Annotated in this window: 13 protein-coding genes; 9 read left to right on the top strand and 4 right to left on the bottom strand. The window is 72.1% G+C overall.

The window, feature by feature from the left end:
- Positions 1 to 8 precede the first annotated feature (8 nt).
- Entirely contained in the window at positions 9 to 959 is a 951-nt protein-coding gene (locus tag ACWGIH_RS37180) for a LysR family transcriptional regulator (protein WP_453450070.1), read from the top strand.
- Between the two features lie 111 nt (positions 960 to 1,070).
- Here the strand turns inward: ACWGIH_RS37180 and ACWGIH_RS37175 are convergent, their stop codons facing one another.
- The 3 genes from ACWGIH_RS37175 to ACWGIH_RS37165 all read right to left on the bottom strand — a co-directional run bounded on the left by ACWGIH_RS37175 (position 1,071) and on the right by ACWGIH_RS37165 (position 4,252).
- Positions 1,071 to 1,829, bottom strand: coding sequence for a gamma-glutamyl-gamma-aminobutyrate hydrolase family protein (locus ACWGIH_RS37175; protein ID WP_453450071.1), 759 nt, complete (start codon positions 1,827 to 1,829; stop codon positions 1,071 to 1,073).
- 65 nt (positions 1,830 to 1,894) lie between these two features.
- Complete coding sequence (eat, locus tag ACWGIH_RS37170) at positions 1,895 to 3,340, bottom strand: ethanolamine permease (RefSeq protein ID WP_453450072.1); 1,446 nt, start codon at positions 3,338 to 3,340, stop codon at positions 1,895 to 1,897.
- Between the two features lie 141 nt (positions 3,341 to 3,481).
- Positions 3,482 to 4,252, bottom strand: coding sequence for a FadR/GntR family transcriptional regulator (locus ACWGIH_RS37165; RefSeq protein ID WP_453450073.1), 771 nt, complete (start codon positions 4,250 to 4,252; stop codon positions 3,482 to 3,484).
- Between the two features lie 77 nt (positions 4,253 to 4,329).
- Here ACWGIH_RS37165 and ACWGIH_RS37160 point away from each other — a divergent pair, with 77 nt between their 5' ends.
- The 6 genes from ACWGIH_RS37160 to ACWGIH_RS37135 all read left to right on the top strand — a co-directional run bounded on the left by ACWGIH_RS37160 (position 4,330) and on the right by ACWGIH_RS37135 (position 11,599).
- A complete protein-coding gene (locus ACWGIH_RS37160) occupies positions 4,330 to 5,694 on the top strand; it encodes a glutamine synthetase family protein (RefSeq protein ID WP_453450074.1) in 1,365 nt (454 codons plus the stop codon).
- A gap of 7 nt (positions 5,695 to 5,701) precedes the next feature.
- On the top strand, positions 5,702 to 7,063 hold the full coding sequence (locus tag ACWGIH_RS37155) for an aldehyde dehydrogenase family protein (RefSeq protein ID WP_453450075.1): 1,362 nt from the start codon (positions 5,702 to 5,704) through the stop codon (positions 7,061 to 7,063).
- Positions 7,064 to 7,068: 5 nt separating this feature from the next.
- The gene (locus ACWGIH_RS37150) at positions 7,069 to 7,848 is read left to right on the top strand and encodes a 3-oxoacyl-ACP reductase (RefSeq protein ID WP_453450076.1); all 780 of its coding nucleotides are present in this window, start codon (positions 7,069 to 7,071) and stop codon (positions 7,846 to 7,848) included.
- A 104-nt stretch (positions 7,849 to 7,952) separates the two neighbouring features.
- Positions 7,953 to 9,245, top strand: coding sequence for a haloacid dehalogenase-like hydrolase (locus tag ACWGIH_RS37145; protein ID WP_453450078.1), 1,293 nt, complete (start codon positions 7,953 to 7,955; stop codon positions 9,243 to 9,245).
- Positions 9,246 to 9,279: 34 nt separating this feature from the next.
- A complete protein-coding gene (locus ACWGIH_RS37140) occupies positions 9,280 to 10,575 on the top strand; it encodes a haloacid dehalogenase-like hydrolase (protein ID WP_453450079.1) in 1,296 nt (431 codons plus the stop codon).
- 55 nt (positions 10,576 to 10,630) lie between these two features.
- Positions 10,631 to 11,599, top strand: a complete 969-nt coding sequence (locus ACWGIH_RS37135; protein ID WP_453450080.1) for a DUF2510 domain-containing protein — start codon at positions 10,631 to 10,633, stop codon at positions 11,597 to 11,599.
- Between the two features lie 10 nt (positions 11,600 to 11,609).
- On the opposite strand, the gene ACWGIH_RS37130 is transcribed toward ACWGIH_RS37135, so the two are convergent.
- Positions 11,610 to 12,812 (bottom strand): amino acid deaminase/aldolase, encoded by a 1,203-nt coding sequence (locus tag ACWGIH_RS37130; RefSeq protein ID WP_453450081.1) that lies wholly within the window; start codon positions 12,810 to 12,812, stop codon positions 11,610 to 11,612.
- Positions 12,813 to 12,950: 138 nt separating this feature from the next.
- On the opposite strand from ACWGIH_RS37130, the gene ACWGIH_RS37125 reads away from it, so the two are divergent.
- Both ACWGIH_RS37125 and mycP read left to right on the top strand, forming a co-directional pair.
- Complete coding sequence (locus ACWGIH_RS37125; protein ID WP_453450082.1) at positions 12,951 to 14,642, top strand: hypothetical protein; 1,692 nt, start codon at positions 12,951 to 12,953, stop codon at positions 14,640 to 14,642.
- On the top strand, positions 14,639 to 15,808 hold the full coding sequence (mycP, locus tag ACWGIH_RS37120) for a type VII secretion-associated serine protease mycosin (protein ID WP_453450083.1): 1,170 nt from the start codon (positions 14,639 to 14,641) through the stop codon (positions 15,806 to 15,808). The genes ACWGIH_RS37125 and mycP overlap by 4 nt, the downstream gene beginning before the upstream one ends.
- Positions 15,809 to 15,823 lie beyond the last annotated feature (15 nt).

Below are 15,823 nucleotides of genomic sequence, written 5' to 3'. Positions count from 1 at the left end.
CTGGGCTTATGGGTACGTCTTCTGGTTCCTCCGGTGTGTCCGATACGTCGCCGGGGGCGCCACCGCTCGCACATCGCGTGCCGGACCTCGGGGCGCTCGAACTGCTGCTCGCCGTGGCGCGGCTCGGCAGCCTGGGGCGGGCCGCGAAGGAGCTCGGCATCACGCAGCCCGCCGCGAGCAGCCGCGTCCGGTCGATGGAGCGGCAGCTCGGGGTCGCGCTGGTCGACCGGTCGCCGCGGGGGTCGCGGCTCACGGACGCGGGGGCGCTCGTCACCGACTGGGCGCGGCGGATCGTGGAGGCGGCCGAGGCGTTCGACGCCGGTGCGCAGGCCCTGCGGGACCGGCGGGACTCGCGGTTGCGGGTCGCGGCGAGCATGACGATCGCCGAGTACCTGCTGCCGGGCTGGCTGATCGCGCTGCGGACGCAGCGGCCGGACACGGCGGTGTCCTTGACGGCGGGCAACTCGACCGCGGTCGCCGAGCGGCTGCTCGCGGGAGAGGCCGACCTCGGCTTCGTCGAGGGGCTCGCGGTCCCGACCGGCCTGGACTCGGCGGTCATCGCCCACGACAGCCTGGTCGTCGTCACGGCGCCGGGCCACGCCTGGGCGCGGCGCCGAAAGCCGCTGGCAGCCGGGGAGTTGGCGGCCACGCCGCTGATTCTCCGGGAGGAGGGTTCGGGGACGCGGCAGGTCCTCGACGCGGCGCTGGGGGGTCTCGCACGTCCGCTGATCGAGCTGTCGTCCACCACGGCGGTGAAGGCGTCCGCGGTGAGCGGGGCGGGGCCCGCGGTGCTGAGCGAGCTCGCGGTGGGCGAGGAGTTGTCGGCCCGGCGCCTGGTGGCCGTCCCCCTGGAGGGGGTCCAGCTGCGCCGCGCCCTCAGGGCGGTGTGGCCCACGGGGCACCGCCCCACGGGGCCCGCGCGGGATCTGCTGTCGCTGACCCGGGCGGGGTCCCCCTGACCGGCGGGGTCTTCTGCGCCCGGGGGATGAATGCCTGTCCCGTCTCCGGAGAATGCTTTCCCACCCTCCCGGAGGGAATACCCCAGGTGCGGGGAGGCCGTGGGTGGGGGTCTACCCCCGGCCGGAGGGCGAACCTCGCGGCGCGGACCGCCGAGGCTCAGGCAGTCCCCCCGCCCGCCGAAGACCTTCCCGGACCAGCGCCGACATGACCCGCAGATCCGCACCCATCTCCGGGTGCCACTGCACCCCCAGCACCCAGCCGGCGGACGGCAGTTCCACCGCCTCCACCGTGCCGTCCTCCGCGTGGGCCGACGCGATCAGGTCCCGGCCCAGGCGGTCCACCGCCTGGTGGTGGTACGTGGGGACGGCCGTCGCGGCCGGCGCGATCGACTCGTACAGCGTGCCCGGCACCGGCTTCACCTCGTGCGTGCCGAAGACGCCCACCGCCTCCACGTGACCGTCCAGATGCTGCACGAGCGTCCCGCCGAGCGCCACGTTCAGGAGCTGCATGCCCCGGCAGATGCCGAGCAGAGGGGTTCCGGACGCCAACGCCGCCTCGATCAGCGCGAGTTCCCACGCGTCCCGCTCACGCGCGGGCGGGCCCGTACGCTCCTCACGCTCCGAGCCGTAACGGGACGGCTCGACATCGGGGCCACCCGCGATGACCACGCCGTCCAGCCTGGCGACGACAGCATCGGCGTACGAAGGATCATCCGGCGGAAGCATGGCGGTGAGTCCGCCCGCCGCCTGCACCAGCCCCGGGTAGCCGGCGGGGAGCAGCGCCGCGGGCAGCTCCCACACGCCCCACCTCGCCTTCGCCTCCAGGTAGGTGCTGACACCGATCAGCGGCCTGCCGGTGGTCTCGCTCACCCTCGTCTCCCTCATGCTCCGTCGCGCTCACGTTCCGTCGTGCTCATGTTCCGTCGCGCTCGCGCTCAGTCCCGTTCCAGTTCCGCCTCCGCGGCGGCCAGCGCCGCGAACTCCTCCTCGGGCGCCCGCGCCACGAGCCGCTTGCGGCTGTAGAGGCCGAAGTAGGCGATCGCCACCACGTATACCGCGAGCGCGATCAGCGCCGCCGTCACGTCCACCAGGAACGTCGCGACAAGCGCCGAGCAGGCGAGGACCAGCGCCACCGACGACGTCAGCATGCCGCCCGGCGTGCGGTAGGGCCGCTCAAGGCCCGGCTCCCTGCGGCGCAGCACGATGTGCGAGAGCGACATCAGGGCGTACGAGATGGTCGCGCCGAACACCGCCACGTTCAGCATCCGCGCGCCGTCCCCGGTCGCCGCGGCCAGGCTGAAGCCGATCGCCCCGGGGACCAGGAGTCCCAGGTAGGGAGCCTTGCGGCTGCTCGTGAGCGACAGGAACCTCGGCAGGTAGCCCGCCCTGGACAGGGCGAAGAGCTGGCGCGAGCCCGCGTAGATCAGGGAGAAGAAGGACGCCACCAGGCCCGCCAGGCCCGCGTAGTTCACGATCCGGCTCAGTGCCGTCGCCTCGCCGCCCGGCTGCAACGCCTCCACCAGCGGATTGCCCGCCTCCTGGATCGCGTTCGCGCCGCGCGCCCCCGCCGACGCGAAGAACGTGAGGAGCGCGAGCACGATGAGGATGGCCATGGACCAGCGGATCGCGCGCGGCAGGGTGCGGGCCGGGTCCTTCGTCTCCTCCGCCGCGAGCGGCACGCCCTCGACCCCCAGGAAGAACCACATGCCGAACGGGAACGCCGCCCAGATGCCCAACAGCCCCATCGGCAGCCAGGAGTTGGAGCCGAACGCGTCCGCCTCCACGGGGATGTCGTTCAGCTTCGACGCGTCGAAGTCCATGAACGCGCCGACCGCGAAGACGAGCAGCGCCGCCACCGCGATGCCCGTGACGACGAAACTGAACCGCAGCGCCTCGCCGACACCCCACAGGTGGATGCCGATGAAGATCACGAAGCAGGCCAGGTACACCGGCCAGCCGGAGGTGAGCCCGAAGAGGCCCAGCGACTCGACGTAGTCGCCGATGAAGATGGAGATCGCGGCGGGCGCCAGGATGTACTCGATGAGGATCGCCGTGCCGGTGAGGAAACCTCCCAGCGGGCCGAGCGCCCGGCGCGCGAAGCCGTAGCCGCCGCCCGCCGTCGGCAGGACCGACGACAGTTCCGCCAGCGAGAACACCATGCACGCGTACATGACGCCCATCAGCGCCATGGCTATCCCGAGGCCGCCGAATCCGCCCTCGGCCAGGCCGAAGTTCCAGCCCGAGTAGTCGCCGGACACCACGTACGCGACACCGAGGCCGGTGAGCAGCAGCCAGCCCGCGCTGCCCCGGCGCAGCGTTCTGCGTTCCAGATAGTCGTCCGCCGGTTCGGCGGCGCTCGTCCTTGGGGACTCCTCGTTCATGGCACGGCTCCTATGCGACTGCGCGGCGGCGGCACTGCGGCGGGGTGACTCAATGGAACGGGTCCATACCTTTGCCGTGCGACCCACGAGAAATCAAGACCCCTGCGTTACGTCGCCGTTAATCGCCCCTCGCCCCGCCCGTTATGTCAGGAAGCCCCGCAGCAAGGCGGCCGTACCGGCGCAGTGCTCGCGCATCATCTCCCGCGCCCCGTCCGCGTCCCCGTCGAGCACCGCCTCCACCAGGGCGGTGTGCTGGCGCTGCGAATGCTCCAGGTTCCGGACCAGGAGCGGGATGCAGTCCAGGAGGTCGTTGACGGTCGCGCGGACCGCCGCGTACTGCGCGGTGAGCGAGGGGGAGCCGCACAGCTCGGCGAGCGTCAGGTGCAGCAAGGTGTCCAGGCGGCGGTATTCGGAGAGGGGTGCCTCGTGCGTCTGTGCGAGCGCCGCGCGCAGCCGCTCCCGCTGCTCCCCGCTCAGGCCGTGCGCCGCGCAGAGCCCGGCCGCGCCGACCTCGAGCACCTCGCGGAACCGCAGCGCGTCCTCGACGTCGACATCCGCCACACGCCGCCGCAGTTCGTCCTCGCCGGCCGCCTCGGGGCGCGGACGCACGAACGTGCCGCCGTACCTGCCCCGCCGCGACTCGACAAGGCCCTGGTCCTGGAGCACCTTGAGGACCTCGCGCAACGTGACCCGGCTGATGCCGAGCCGATCGGCCAACTCCCGCTCGGACGGCAGCCGTTCACCACCGGGCACCAGGCCGAGGCGGACGACCTGGAGGATCTGTTCGAGGGCCTCCTCGAAGCCGTTGCCCGCCCGCACGGGGCGAAGGACCGGTGTGAGCCGGTCGTCGGCGGTCGCGGCGGGGCCGTCCGGGCCCGCCTCGGCGGCCGCGCCCGCTTCCGTGTGCGACATCTGGCCGTACCCCCTTCCCAATCAATGGTTCTCAGCAATACCTTATGGCTCTCGGCTGACCCAAGGAGGCTTTTCCCGTGGCAGACCGCACACCCCCGCTCGGGATCGAGGAGCTGCGTGCCCTCGTGACGAGCGGCGAGATCGACACTGTCGTCCTGGCCTTCCCCGACATGCAAGGGCGGCTCCAGGGCAAGCGGTTCGCCGCCCCATTCTTCCTCGACGACGTCCTGGAGCACGGCACGGAGGGCTGCAACTACCTCCTGGCCGTCGACGCGGAGATGAACACCGTCGAGGGCTACGCCATGTCCTCCTGGGACCGCGGTTACGGCGACTTCGCCATGCACCCCGACCTGAGCACCCTGCGCCGCGTCCCCTGGAACGAGGGCACCGCGATGCTGATCGCGGACCTCGCCTGGAACGACTCCTCGCCCGTCGTGGCCGCGCCGCGCCAGATCCTGCGCCGCCAGCTGGAGCGGCTCGCCGAGCTCGGCTACACCGCCAACGTCGGCACCGAGCTCGAGTTCATCGTCTTCAAGGACACCTACGAGCAGGCCTGGGACGCGGGCTACAAGGCCCTGACCCCGGCCAACCAGTACAACATCGACTACTCGGTGCTCGGCACGGGCCGTATCGAGCCGCTCCTGCGCCGGATCCGCAACGAGATGGCGGCCGCCGGACTGGTCGTCGAGTCGGCCAAGGGCGAGTGCAACCCGGGCCAGCACGAGATCGTGTTCCGTTACGACGACGCCCTCGTCACCTGCGACCAGCACGCCATCTACAAGACCGGCGCCAAGGAGATCGCGTCCCAGGAAGGCGTCTCCCTCACCTTCATGGCCAAGTACAACGAGGCCGAGGGCAACTCCTGTCACATCCACCTCTCGCTCGCCGACGCGGACGGCACCAACGCCATGGCCGGTGACGGACCCGGCGGGATGTCACCCGTCATGCGGCACTTCCTGGCCGGGCAGCTCGCGGCGCTCCGTGAGTTCTCCCTGCTCTACGCGCCCAACATCAACTCGTACAAGCGCTTCCGGCCTGGCTCCTTCGCGCCGACCGCCGCCGCCTGGGGGCACGACAACCGCACCTGCGCCCTTCGCGTCGTCGGCCACGGTCGTTCCATGCGCTTCGAGAACCGCCTGCCGGGCGGCGACGTCAACCCGCACCTCGCGGTCGCCGGACTCGTGGCCGCCGGTCTGCACGGCATGGAGCAGAAGCTGGAACTGCCCGAGGAGTGCACGGGCAACGCCTACACCGGCGACTACGCGCACGTCCCCACCACCCTGCGCGAGGCCGCCGAGCTCTGGGAGAACAGCGCCATCGCCAAGGCCGCCTTCGGCGACGAGGTGGTCGCGCACTACAGCAACATGGCCCGGGTCGAGCTGGACGCCTTCGACTCCGCGGTGACCGACTGGGAGCTCCGCCGCTCCTTCGAACGCATGTGAGGCACCCTTGCTCGAGGTATTGAATCCGGCGACCGAAGAAGTCGTCGCGACTGTCCCCGCCGCCACCGCGCAGGACGTCGACGCCGCCGTCGTACGTGCCGCCGCGGCCCAGGCGAAGTGGGCCGCCACCGCCCCCGCCGACCGCGCCCGCCTGCTCCGCCGCTTCGCGGTCGTCGTCGACGAACACCTGGAGGAACTGGCCCGGTTGGAGGTCCGCGAAGCCGGTCACGTCATCGGCAACGCACGCTGGGAGGCGGGCAACGTCCGCGATCTCCTGGACTTCGCGGCCGGGGGAGTCGAGCGGCTGAGCGGCCGCCAGATCCCGGTGCCCGGTGGCCTGAACGTCACGATCCTCGAACCCCTCGGGGTCGTCGGCGTCATCGCCCCCTGGAACTTCCCGATGCCGATCGCGGCCTGGGGCACCGCCCCGGCGCTCGCGGCAGGCAACGCGGTCATCCTCAAGCCCGCCGAGACGACCCCGCTCACCGCACTGCGCCTCGCCGAACTCGCCCTGGAGGCGGGCCTGCCCGACGGTCTCTTCCAGGTGCTGCCCGGCGTCGGCGGCGTCGCGGGCAACGCCCTCGTCGAACACCCCGGCGTCGCCAAGATCGTGTTCACCGGCTCCACCCCTGTCGGCAAGCAGATCATGACCAAGTGCGCCGACCGCGTGAAGCGCCTGACGCTCGAACTCGGCGGCAAGAGCCCGAACATCGTCTTCGCCGACGCCGACGTGGAGGCCGCCGCCCTGGCCACCCCCATGTCGTACCTCGACAACTCCGGCCAGGACTGCTGTGCCCGCACCCGCATCCTCGTCCAGCGACCGGTCTACGACCGCTTCCTGGAGATCGTGCGGCCCGCGGTCGAGTCGATCGTCGTCGGTGACCCGTCCGACGAGAAGACCCAGATGGGCCCGCTGATCTCCAGGTCCCAGCTGGAGCGCGTGCGCTCGTACGTCCCCTCCGGCACCGGAATCCACGGCACGGCCCCCGAAGGCCCCGGCTTCTGGTACCCGCCGACGCTCCTCACCGACGTCGACCCCACCTCGCCGGTGGCGACGGAGGAGGTCTTCGGCCCGGTCGCCGTGGTCCTGCCCTTCGACGACGAGGCCGACGCGATCCGCCTCGCCAACGCCACCGAGTACGGCCTCTCCGGGTCCATCTGGACGCGGGACGTGGGCCGCGCGTTGCGGGTATCGGGAGCCGTCCAGGCCGGGAACCTGTCAGTCAACTCGCATTCCAGCGTGCGCTATTGGACCCCGTTCGGGGGTTACAAGCAGTCCGGGCTCGGCCGTGAGCTCGGCCCGGACGCGCTCGCCGCGTTCACGGAAACCAAGAACGTCTTCATCAGCACGGAAAGCACGGAGGCCTGAGCCCTATGTCAGAGAACATCTGCCGCCGCCTCGTCGGCCGCACCGCCGTCATCACCGGCGCCGGCAGCGGCATCGGCCTCGCGACCGCGCGCCGCCTCGCGTCCGAGGGCGCGCACGTCGTCTGCGGCGACATCGACGAGACCGCGGGCAAGGCCGCCGCCGACGAGGTCGGCGGGACCTTCGTCAAGGTCGACGTGACCGACGCCGAGCAGGTCGAGGCGCTCTTCAAGACCGCGTACGACACCTACGGGTCGGTCGACATCGCCTTCAACAACGCGGGCATCTCGCCGCCCGACGACGACTCCATCCTGGACACGGGCCTGGAGGCATGGAAGCGCGTCCAGGAGGTCAACCTCACCTCCGTCTTCCTCTGCTGCAAGGCCGCCATCCCCTACATGCGGCGCCAGGGCAAGGGCTCGATCATCAACACCGCCTCCTTCGTGGCGAGGATGGGCGCGGCGACGTCGCAGATCTCGTACACGGCCTCCAAGGGCGGCGTCCTCGCCATGTCCCGCGAGCTCGGCGTGCAGTTCGCCCGCGAAGGCATCCGCGTCAATGCGCTCTGCCCGGGCCCGGTCAACACCCCGCTCCTCCAGGAGCTCTTCGCCAAGGACCCCGAGCGGGCCGCGCGCCGCCTCGTCCACATCCCGGTGGGCCGCTTCGCCGAGGCCGACGAGCTCGCCGCGGCCGTGGCGTTCCTCGCCAGTGACGACTCCTCCTTCGTGAACGCCACCGACTTCCTGGTCGACGGCGGCATCTCGGGCGCGTACGTCACGCCCGTGTAGTACGCCCATGTAGTACGACCGTGTAGTTCATCCTCCAGCAACCACCCCGTCAGCCGGGCGTCGCACGACGCCCGGCTGACCTGCGTAAACACGGGAGTGTGTTCGTGAACTTCAAGCGCCGCGCCGCCGCGGCAGCAGCAGTGATCGCCGTTGCCGGAGCCGGTCTCGTCACCGTCCAGGCCACCGCGGAAGCCACCCAGCCGGTGCGGTCCCAGCCGAAGGCCTGCCCCTCGCTCAACGTCACCAAGGGCTGGTACGGCGAGAACGCGGCCAGGCTCCAGAAGCTGATCGATACGTACGGGAAGTGCGGCGAGCGCCACGGCCGAGGCACCGCCAAGCCCGTCGCCACCTTCGACTGGGACAACACGGTCATCAAGAACGACGTCGGCGACGCCACCATGTTCTGGCTCCTGCGCAACAGCAAGATACGTACGCCGCGGAACGCCGACTGGCACGCCACCAGCCGCTATCTCACCGACCCGGCGGCCAAGGCCCTCGCCAAGGCCTGCCCCGCCGGCGGCGCCACCCTCCCCACGCGCCGCGACACCGACTGCGCCGACGAGATCGCCTCTGTCTACAGCGAGGGCACCACCACCGGCGGGGACGCGGCCTTCGCCGGCTTCGACCACCGGCGCATGGAACCCCAGTACGCCTGGCTCGCCCAGCTCACCCGCGGCTGGTCCATTCAGCGGATCAAGGGCTTCGCCGCCGCGGCCCGCAAGGAGAACCTCGCCGCGCCCGTCGGAACCGAACAGCGCGTCGGCAGCGGCACGTTCACCGGCTGGGTCCGCTACTACGACCAGCAGCGCGATCTGATCCGTACGCTCAAGAAGGCCGGATTCGACGTCTACGTGGTCTCCGCGTCACCCGAGCCAGTCGCCGAGGTATGGGCGAAGAGCGTCGGCGTCGACGCCCGGCACACCATCGGCATCCGCAACGTCACCACGCACGGGAAGCTGACGGCCCATCTGAAGGGGTGCGGCACCGTCGAGGACGCCGACGACTCGATGATCACGTACATCGACGGCAAGCGCTGCTGGATCAACCAGGAGATCTACGGGGCCCGGGGCGCGGCCGCCGAGAAGGTCCAACCCGCGTCCAGGCGCCAGGTGTTCGCGGCCGGAGACTCCGACACCGACATCTCCTTCCTGCGCGACGCGACGGCCCTGCGCCTCGTCCTGAACCGCAACAAGAACGAGGTGATGTGCCGCGCCTACGACAACGGCGACGGCCGCTGGCTGGTGAACCCCATGTTCATCGAGCCCAAGGGGAAGCTCGCGAAGCCGTATCCGTGCGCCACCACCGGCTACACCGAACGGGACGGCAAGGAGAGCCCGGTGCGCCGCGCCGACGGGTCCGTCATCCCCGACCAGAAGGACACGGTGCACGGGGCCTGACCTGGCCCGAGAGATTGATGTACGGTCCATGCGCATGCGCAACAGACATGCCTTGGCGTTGACGTTGGCCACGGCCGCCACTCTGGCCGCCGTGCCCGCGTCGCTCCCCGCGGCCGCCGCCACGCCCGCGAACTCCCCGACTGCGAAGGCCCATTGCCCGCAGCTGTCCAAGAAGCTGACCTGGTTCGGCGACAACCGCGACCGGCTGCAGCAGATGATCGACGAGCGCGGACGCTGCGGCTCCCACCGGGGTCACGACGACAAGCGTCCCGTCGCCGCCTTCGACTGGGACAACACCGTCGTCAAGAACGACATCACGGACGCGACGATCGCCTGGTCCCTCCACCACGACAAGATCCTGCGTCCCGCCTCCTGGAAGTCCACCAGCAAGTGGATGACGGACGCGGCCGACAAGGCGCTCACCAAGGCGTGCGGCACCAAGGTGCCGGTCGGTAAGCCGCTGCCCACCTCCACCGACACCGACTGCGCCGACGAGATCTTCGAGGTCCGCGAGGACGGCAGGACGATGAGCGGCGCCGCGGCCTTCGCGGGGGAGTGGGACCACCGGCACACCGTCCCGCAGTACGCCTGGGTGCCCCAGCTCTTCGCGGGACACACCGTCCCCGAACTGAAGTCGTACGCCGCGAAGGCCCGCAAGCAGGTGCTCGCCGCCCCCGTCGGCGCCACCCAGACCGTCGGCACGCACGAGATCCCCGGCTACGCCCGCTACTACGACCAGCAGCGTGACCTCATCCGCACGCTCAAGCAGGCCGGGTTCGACGTCTACATCGTCTCCGCGGGCTCGGAGCCGGTGACCGAGGTGTGGTCGAAGAGCGTCGGCATCGACCGCGAACACACCATCGCCATCCGTTCGGTCCTCGACCGCAAGGGCCGGATCACACCCTGGAACGAGGGCTGCGGCGACGTCCCCGTGAACAAGGGCGAGGCCATCCCCTACATCGACGGCAAGCGCTGCTGGATCAACCAGGAGATCTTCGGTGTCAAGGGCAAGTCGGCCTGGGACAAGCAGGATCCGTCGCACCGCATCGCGCTCGGCGGCGGTGACGCCGACACGGACGTGACGTTCGTCGGCGACGCCACGGGCGCCCACCTCGTCCTGAACCGCAACAAGAACGAGTTCATGTGCCGTGCGTACGACAACGCCGACGGCCGCTGGGTCGTGAACCCCATGTTCATCGAGCCCATGAAGCAGATGCCCGGCCTCTACCCGTGCTCGACGGCGGCGTACAACGCGCCTGACGGGAGCAAGGGTCCGGTCCTGCGCGACGACGGCTCGGTGGTGCCCGACCAGGCGGACGCTGTGTTCTGACCGTTCCGACCGTTCCGGCTGTTCCGGCCTTCCCGGCACGTCCTAGAGTGCCGGGATGAGCATGTCGCCCCCTCCCGGCTGGTACACCGACCCGTCGGCGCCGCCGACGCAGCACGTCGAGCGCTGGTGGGACGGGTCGGCGTGGACCGAGCACCGGCGTGCGCCCGAAACGCTCCACATGGGCCAGGCGCAGCCGGGGTTCGGCCCGCCGCAGCCACAGACCCAGGTCCAGCCGCTCGCGGGCACCACCGCCGGAGGCGGCCGGGCCAAGGTGGTGGCACTGACCACCGCAGGGGTCGTCCTTGTCGCGTCGATCGTCACCGGCGTGGTGCTCCTGGGCAAGGACGACGGAGGCGACCCGAGGGTCGAAGGACCCGTTCCGGGCGCGTCGGAGCCGGTGGACCCGCCGTCGCCGACCTCGCCCGCACCGACCACCTCGGCGCCGGACCCCGACCCCTCCACCCTCGTCGACCAGCTCAACGGCATCACGATCCCCGTCCCCGACGGCTGGGAGAAGGCCGACAGCACGGTCGGCGGCGACCCGACCGTCCGCACCCCGGACGTCTACGACTGCCCGGGCGAGGGCAGCCTCTGCCGCCACGGCACGGTGTACTCGCGCACGTCGACGGCGACCGACGAACGCTCGCCCAAGGTGCTGGCGTTGGGGGACGTCAAGGACGCGGCCGACCGGGCGTACGACGAGGACAAGGTCGGCATGGAGCCGTTCGGCGGGATCGTCCGGCACCAGAAGGTCAAGGAGGGGACCGTGGCGGTCGCGGGCCGCTCCGGCTACCTCGTGCGCTGGCGCGTCCACACGGAGAAGGGCTCCGGCGGATACGTCCAGTCGCTCGCCTTCCCCTCCAGCGTCGGATCCGAGTCGATGGTGATCGTCCGCTTCGCCATCGATGCCGGAACCGAGGCGCCGCCCCTCTCCGACATGGACGAGATCACCAAGGGGATCCGGGCGGTCGGCGACCCGGGGACGAGCGGCGGCGTGGGCAACAGCGTGGGCGCGACGCCCTGACGGCTCCCCGCTACAGGAACGTGTGCCCTTCCCCGCGGTACGTCGGGACAGTCGCCGTCACGCGGTCGCCCTCGACCAGATGCAGCGCGTCGAACCGCTCGCACATCTCCCCGGCCTTGGCGTGCCGGAACCACACCTTGTCGCCGAGTCGCAGATCGTCGGCGGGCGCGCCGAGCAGCGGGGTCTGCACCTCGCCCGCGCCTTCCTGCGGGTCGTAGCGCAGCCCCTCCGGGAGGTACGGCACCGGGGAGCGGTCGGCGCCCGCCGCGCCCGACGCGGGGTAGCCGCCGCCGAGCACGGTCACGGTGCCGACGCCGGGCCGGCGCACGACGGGCTGGGCGAAGAGTGCGGCCGGACGGCCGCTGAACGACGTGTAGTTGTCGAAGAGCCGCGGTACGTAGAGGCCCGACCCCGCCGCGATCTCGGTCACCGCCCGCTCGGCCGCCGTGTGCTGCACGCTGCCCGTGCCGCCGCCGTTGACGAACTCGAGGTCCGGCGCGACCGCCCGCACCGCGCGGATCGTCTCGGCCCGGCGCGCCGCCAGCTCCTTGCGCGCGGAGGCCTGCATCAGCCGGATCGCCCGCGAGCGCGCGGGACGGCCGGCGATCGCGTCACCCACCCCCGCCACATGCCCCTCGTACGCCATCACGCCCACGAGCCTGAAGCCCGGCCGGCGGACCACGGCGCGGGCCAGCGCGGCGACCTGGGCGGGGGAGTGCAGGGGTGAGCGCAGCGCACCGATCCGCACCCGACCGCCGAGGATCTTGTAGGCGGTGTCCAACTCGAGGCAGACCCGCACCTCTTCGCGTCCGCCGTCCCTGGCCTCGTCGATGAGCCGCAGCTGCGCGGGGTCGTCGATCATCACGGTCACCGAGGCAGCGAGCTTCGGGTCGGCGGCGAGCTCGGCGAAGGCGGCCCGGTCGGCCGAAGGGTAGGCGAGCAGGACGTCCTCGAACCCCGACCGCGCGAGCGACAGGGACTCGGCGAGCGTGTAGGACATGATCCCCGCGAAACCGTCGCGGGCCAGGACGCGTTCGAGCAGCGCCCGGCAGCGCACGGACTTGCTCGCGACCCGGATCGGTTTGCCGCCGGCCCGGCGCACGAGGTCGTCGGCATTGGCGTCGAATGCCTCCAGATCGACGATCGCGACGGGGGCGTCGAGGTGTGCGGTGGCCCGGTCGTAGCGGGCCCGGTCTGCTGCACGGGAGGTCATGGCCGAAGCCTGCCAGACGGGATTACCCGAGGGTAGGGGGATGATCCGGGCAGATCGCCCGGGGCTGCGGACTGGTTCCCGCACGACCGGAATCTGCCCTTAGAGTTACGCGCAGAAGAGCGAGGAAACGGGGGGTGCATGAGCACGGAAGCGCGACGGGCCCCGGTCCCGCCACGTCCCACGACTCCACCCCCGCCGCCGGGCCCGCCCTCGTCGATGCCGCCGCCCGTACCTTCGGCACGCTTCCCCGACCTGGGTCCGCCCCCGGTGGATCCTGAGCCGTCCGACGACGACCAGGACTCCCTCCTCGGAGACCTGCTCGCGCCCTTCGACCGGGTGCGGCTGCCGCGGCCGTCGGCGTCGGCGGACGACGCGCGGACCGCGGGCGACGACGGGGACGACCGGGGCAACCTGGAGAGCGCCGACCGCGTCAGCAGCTCACACAGTTCAGACAGCTCACACAGCTCAGACAGCGCGGGCGACGCTGCTGGTGGGGCGCAGTGGGGCACCGACGAGGCGGAGACGCCAGACTCTCCGCCCCCGCCACCCGCGTCGGCGCGCTTCCCCGACGCACCGCCGCCGTCGGCGACACGGACACCCGCGCCCACCGCCGACCCCGCGCCGGAACCGGCCCCGCCACTCCCCGCCGACCCGCCGCACATCGGCGCCCCGGGCACGGAGGAGAAGCGGCGCACCGCGGAGTACCGGCTCCGTCCGCCGATGCCTCCGGTGCCGCCGCCCGACGCGGCGACGGCGGGCATACCCGGGCAACCGCCGCGGCCGGCGACAAAACCCGTGGCCGAACCCGCGGATCTCACCACCGCGCCACCCCCTTCGGCACCCCCGCCCGTCCGCGAGGCAAGGAGCCCCGTGGCCCCGCCCGCCCCCGCACACCCCCACACCCGCGAACCGATATCCCCGCCCCCACCCACTCCCTCCCCCCGAACGGCCGCCGCCCGCCGCGCGGTCGGTGCCGTCGACCTGACGCCCGGACCCGGCGCGGGGCGGCCCTTCGTGTCGTTCGCCCGGCCCGCGCTGTACGACGACAGCACCACGCGGCTGCGTCCCGTCCGCACCTGGGCCCAGCCCCGCGTGACCGCCGCCGCTGCCTGTGTCGTGCTCGGCCTCGGCCTCATCGGGGGCGCGGCGACCGGGAGTTGGCTGACCGGGGGCTCCGAGGGAACGGCCACCACGCGCGACACGTACGCCGCGGCGGGCGAACTCTGGCACAGCGTGCCCGTCGACAAGCTCTTCCCGGCCACCATCACGGGAGAGGGCGCGGGCCCCGGCGGAGCCGACCGCACCTGGACCCGCGTCGCCGTGGCCCCCGACGCGCACTGCAAGAGCGCCTTCGACCCGCTCCTGCGCAAGGCCCTGGCCCCGGCGGGCTGCCTCCGGCTGCTGCGCGCCACGTACACGGACGCCACCCGCAGCCATGTCACCACCGTGGGCCTGCTGTTCACCAAGGCCGACGCCGACGCGATGCGCTCGCTGCGCACCCGCTTCACGGAGGAAGGCCTCGACCGGCGCCCCGACCTGATGCCACGGCCGTACGCCGCCAAGGGCACCCCGGCCGCGGACTTCGGCGACGCCCAGCGCGCCTCCTGGACCGTCTCCCTGCTCCCGGACGCCCCCGTCGTCGCCTTCTCCGTCTCCGGCTTCGCCGACGGCCGCACGGTCACCGAACCCGAGCCCGCCGAAGAGGCCATGAAGTCCTCGGCCGTCTCCGCCCCCGCCCAGGCGGGCCTCGGGCACGAGGCACAGGGCATCGCCGACCGCGTGGAGCGGCGCCTGCGCAAGACCATCGCCGCCACGGAGAAGTCCTCATGAGAATCCGTCGGCCGGTCGTCGCCGTCCTCGCCGCCTCGCTCGCCCTCCTGCCCGCCACCGCCCACGCCGACGACGGCATACGAGTCCAGCAGTGGGCCCTCGACGCCATGCACACCAGCCAGGCCTGGCAGACCACCAAGGGCAAGGGCATCACCGTCGCGGTCCTGGACACCGGCATAGACGGCGACCACCCCGACCTGGCCGGCAGCGTCCTCGAAGGCAAGGACATGGTCGGCTTCGGGGCGAAGAAGGGCGACCGCCCCTGGGCCCGGCACGGCACCGCCATGGCGGGCATCATCGCGGGCCACGGACACGGCGCGGGCCGCGAGGACGGCGTGGTCGGCATCGCGCCGGAGGCCAAGATCCTGCCGATCCGCGTGATCCTCGAGGACGGGGACCCGGACCGCTCGAAGGCCCGCAGCACCCGGGGCAACGCCCTCGCGGACGGCATCCGCTGGGCCACCGATCACGGCGCCGACGTCATCAACCTCTCCCTGGGCGACGACTCCAAGTCCGCGCACCCGGAGCCCGCCGAGGACGCCGCCGTCCAGTACGCCCTGAAGAAGGGCATCGTCGTCGTCGCGTCGGCGGGCAACGGCGGCGAGCGCGGCGACCACATCTCGTACCCCGCGGCCTACCCCGGGGTCATCGCCGCCACCGCCGTCGACGAGAGCGGCGACCGCGCCTCCTTCTCCACCCGCCGCTGGTACGCCACGGTCAGCGCCCCCGGCAAGGACATCGTCATCGCCGACCCGGACCGGGAGTACTACGAGGGCTGGGGCACCAGCGCCGCGGCGGCGTTCGTGTCGGGCGCCGTCGCCCTCATCCGCGCCGCCCACCCCGGCCTGACCCCGCCCCAGATCAAGCAGCTCCTTCAGGACACCGCCCGCGACGAGCCGAGCGGCGGCCGCGACGACTCACGCGGCTTCGGCTTCATCGACCCGGCGGCCGCGATCGCCGAGGGCGGCGGAAAGCAGCCCGAGGGGCTCAAATCGGCGACGTACGGCGAGAAGTACTTCGGCCCCGGCCCGGACACGGACCAGGGCGACGACGGGCCCGCGGGCTGGGTCGGCCCGGTCGCGGGCGGCCTCGGCGTCGTCCTGCTCGGCGCGGCCGTGTATCTGTGGCGCGGTCGCAGGGGAGCCCGCCCCGGCACCGCCCGATAGGGCCGGGCCCGCGGT

Source organism: Streptomyces sp. NPDC054872 (assembly GCF_053610705.1).
Note: the sequence above shows the minus strand (reverse complement) of the source record. Positions and strands in the feature narration are given on the sequence as shown.

Bases quoted from the DNA above. Each gene is read 5' to 3' on its own strand.
- ACWGIH_RS37180 (WP_453450070.1), top strand. From the start codon at position 9: ATGGGTACGTCTTCTGGTTCCTCCGGTGTGTCCGATACGTCGCCGGGG.
- eat (WP_453450072.1), bottom strand. From the start codon at position 3,340: ATGAACGAGGAGTCCCCAAGGACGAGCGCCGCCGAACCGGCGGACGAC.
- ACWGIH_RS37165 (WP_453450073.1), bottom strand. From the start codon at position 4,252: ATGTCGCACACGGAAGCGGGCGCGGCCGCCGAGGCGGGCCCGGACGGC.
- ACWGIH_RS37150 (WP_453450076.1), top strand. From the start codon at position 7,069: ATGTCAGAGAACATCTGCCGCCGCCTCGTCGGCCGCACCGCCGTCATC.
- ACWGIH_RS37140 (WP_453450079.1), top strand. From the start codon at position 9,280: ATGCGCAACAGACATGCCTTGGCGTTGACGTTGGCCACGGCCGCCACT.
- ACWGIH_RS37135 (WP_453450080.1), top strand. From the start codon at position 10,631: ATGAGCATGTCGCCCCCTCCCGGCTGGTACACCGACCCGTCGGCGCCG.
- ACWGIH_RS37130 (WP_453450081.1), bottom strand. From the start codon at position 12,812: ATGACCTCCCGTGCAGCAGACCGGGCCCGCTACGACCGGGCCACCGCA.
- ACWGIH_RS37125 (WP_453450082.1), top strand. From the start codon at position 12,951: ATGAGCACGGAAGCGCGACGGGCCCCGGTCCCGCCACGTCCCACGACT.
- mycP (WP_453450083.1), top strand. From the start codon at position 14,639: ATGAGAATCCGTCGGCCGGTCGTCGCCGTCCTCGCCGCCTCGCTCGCC.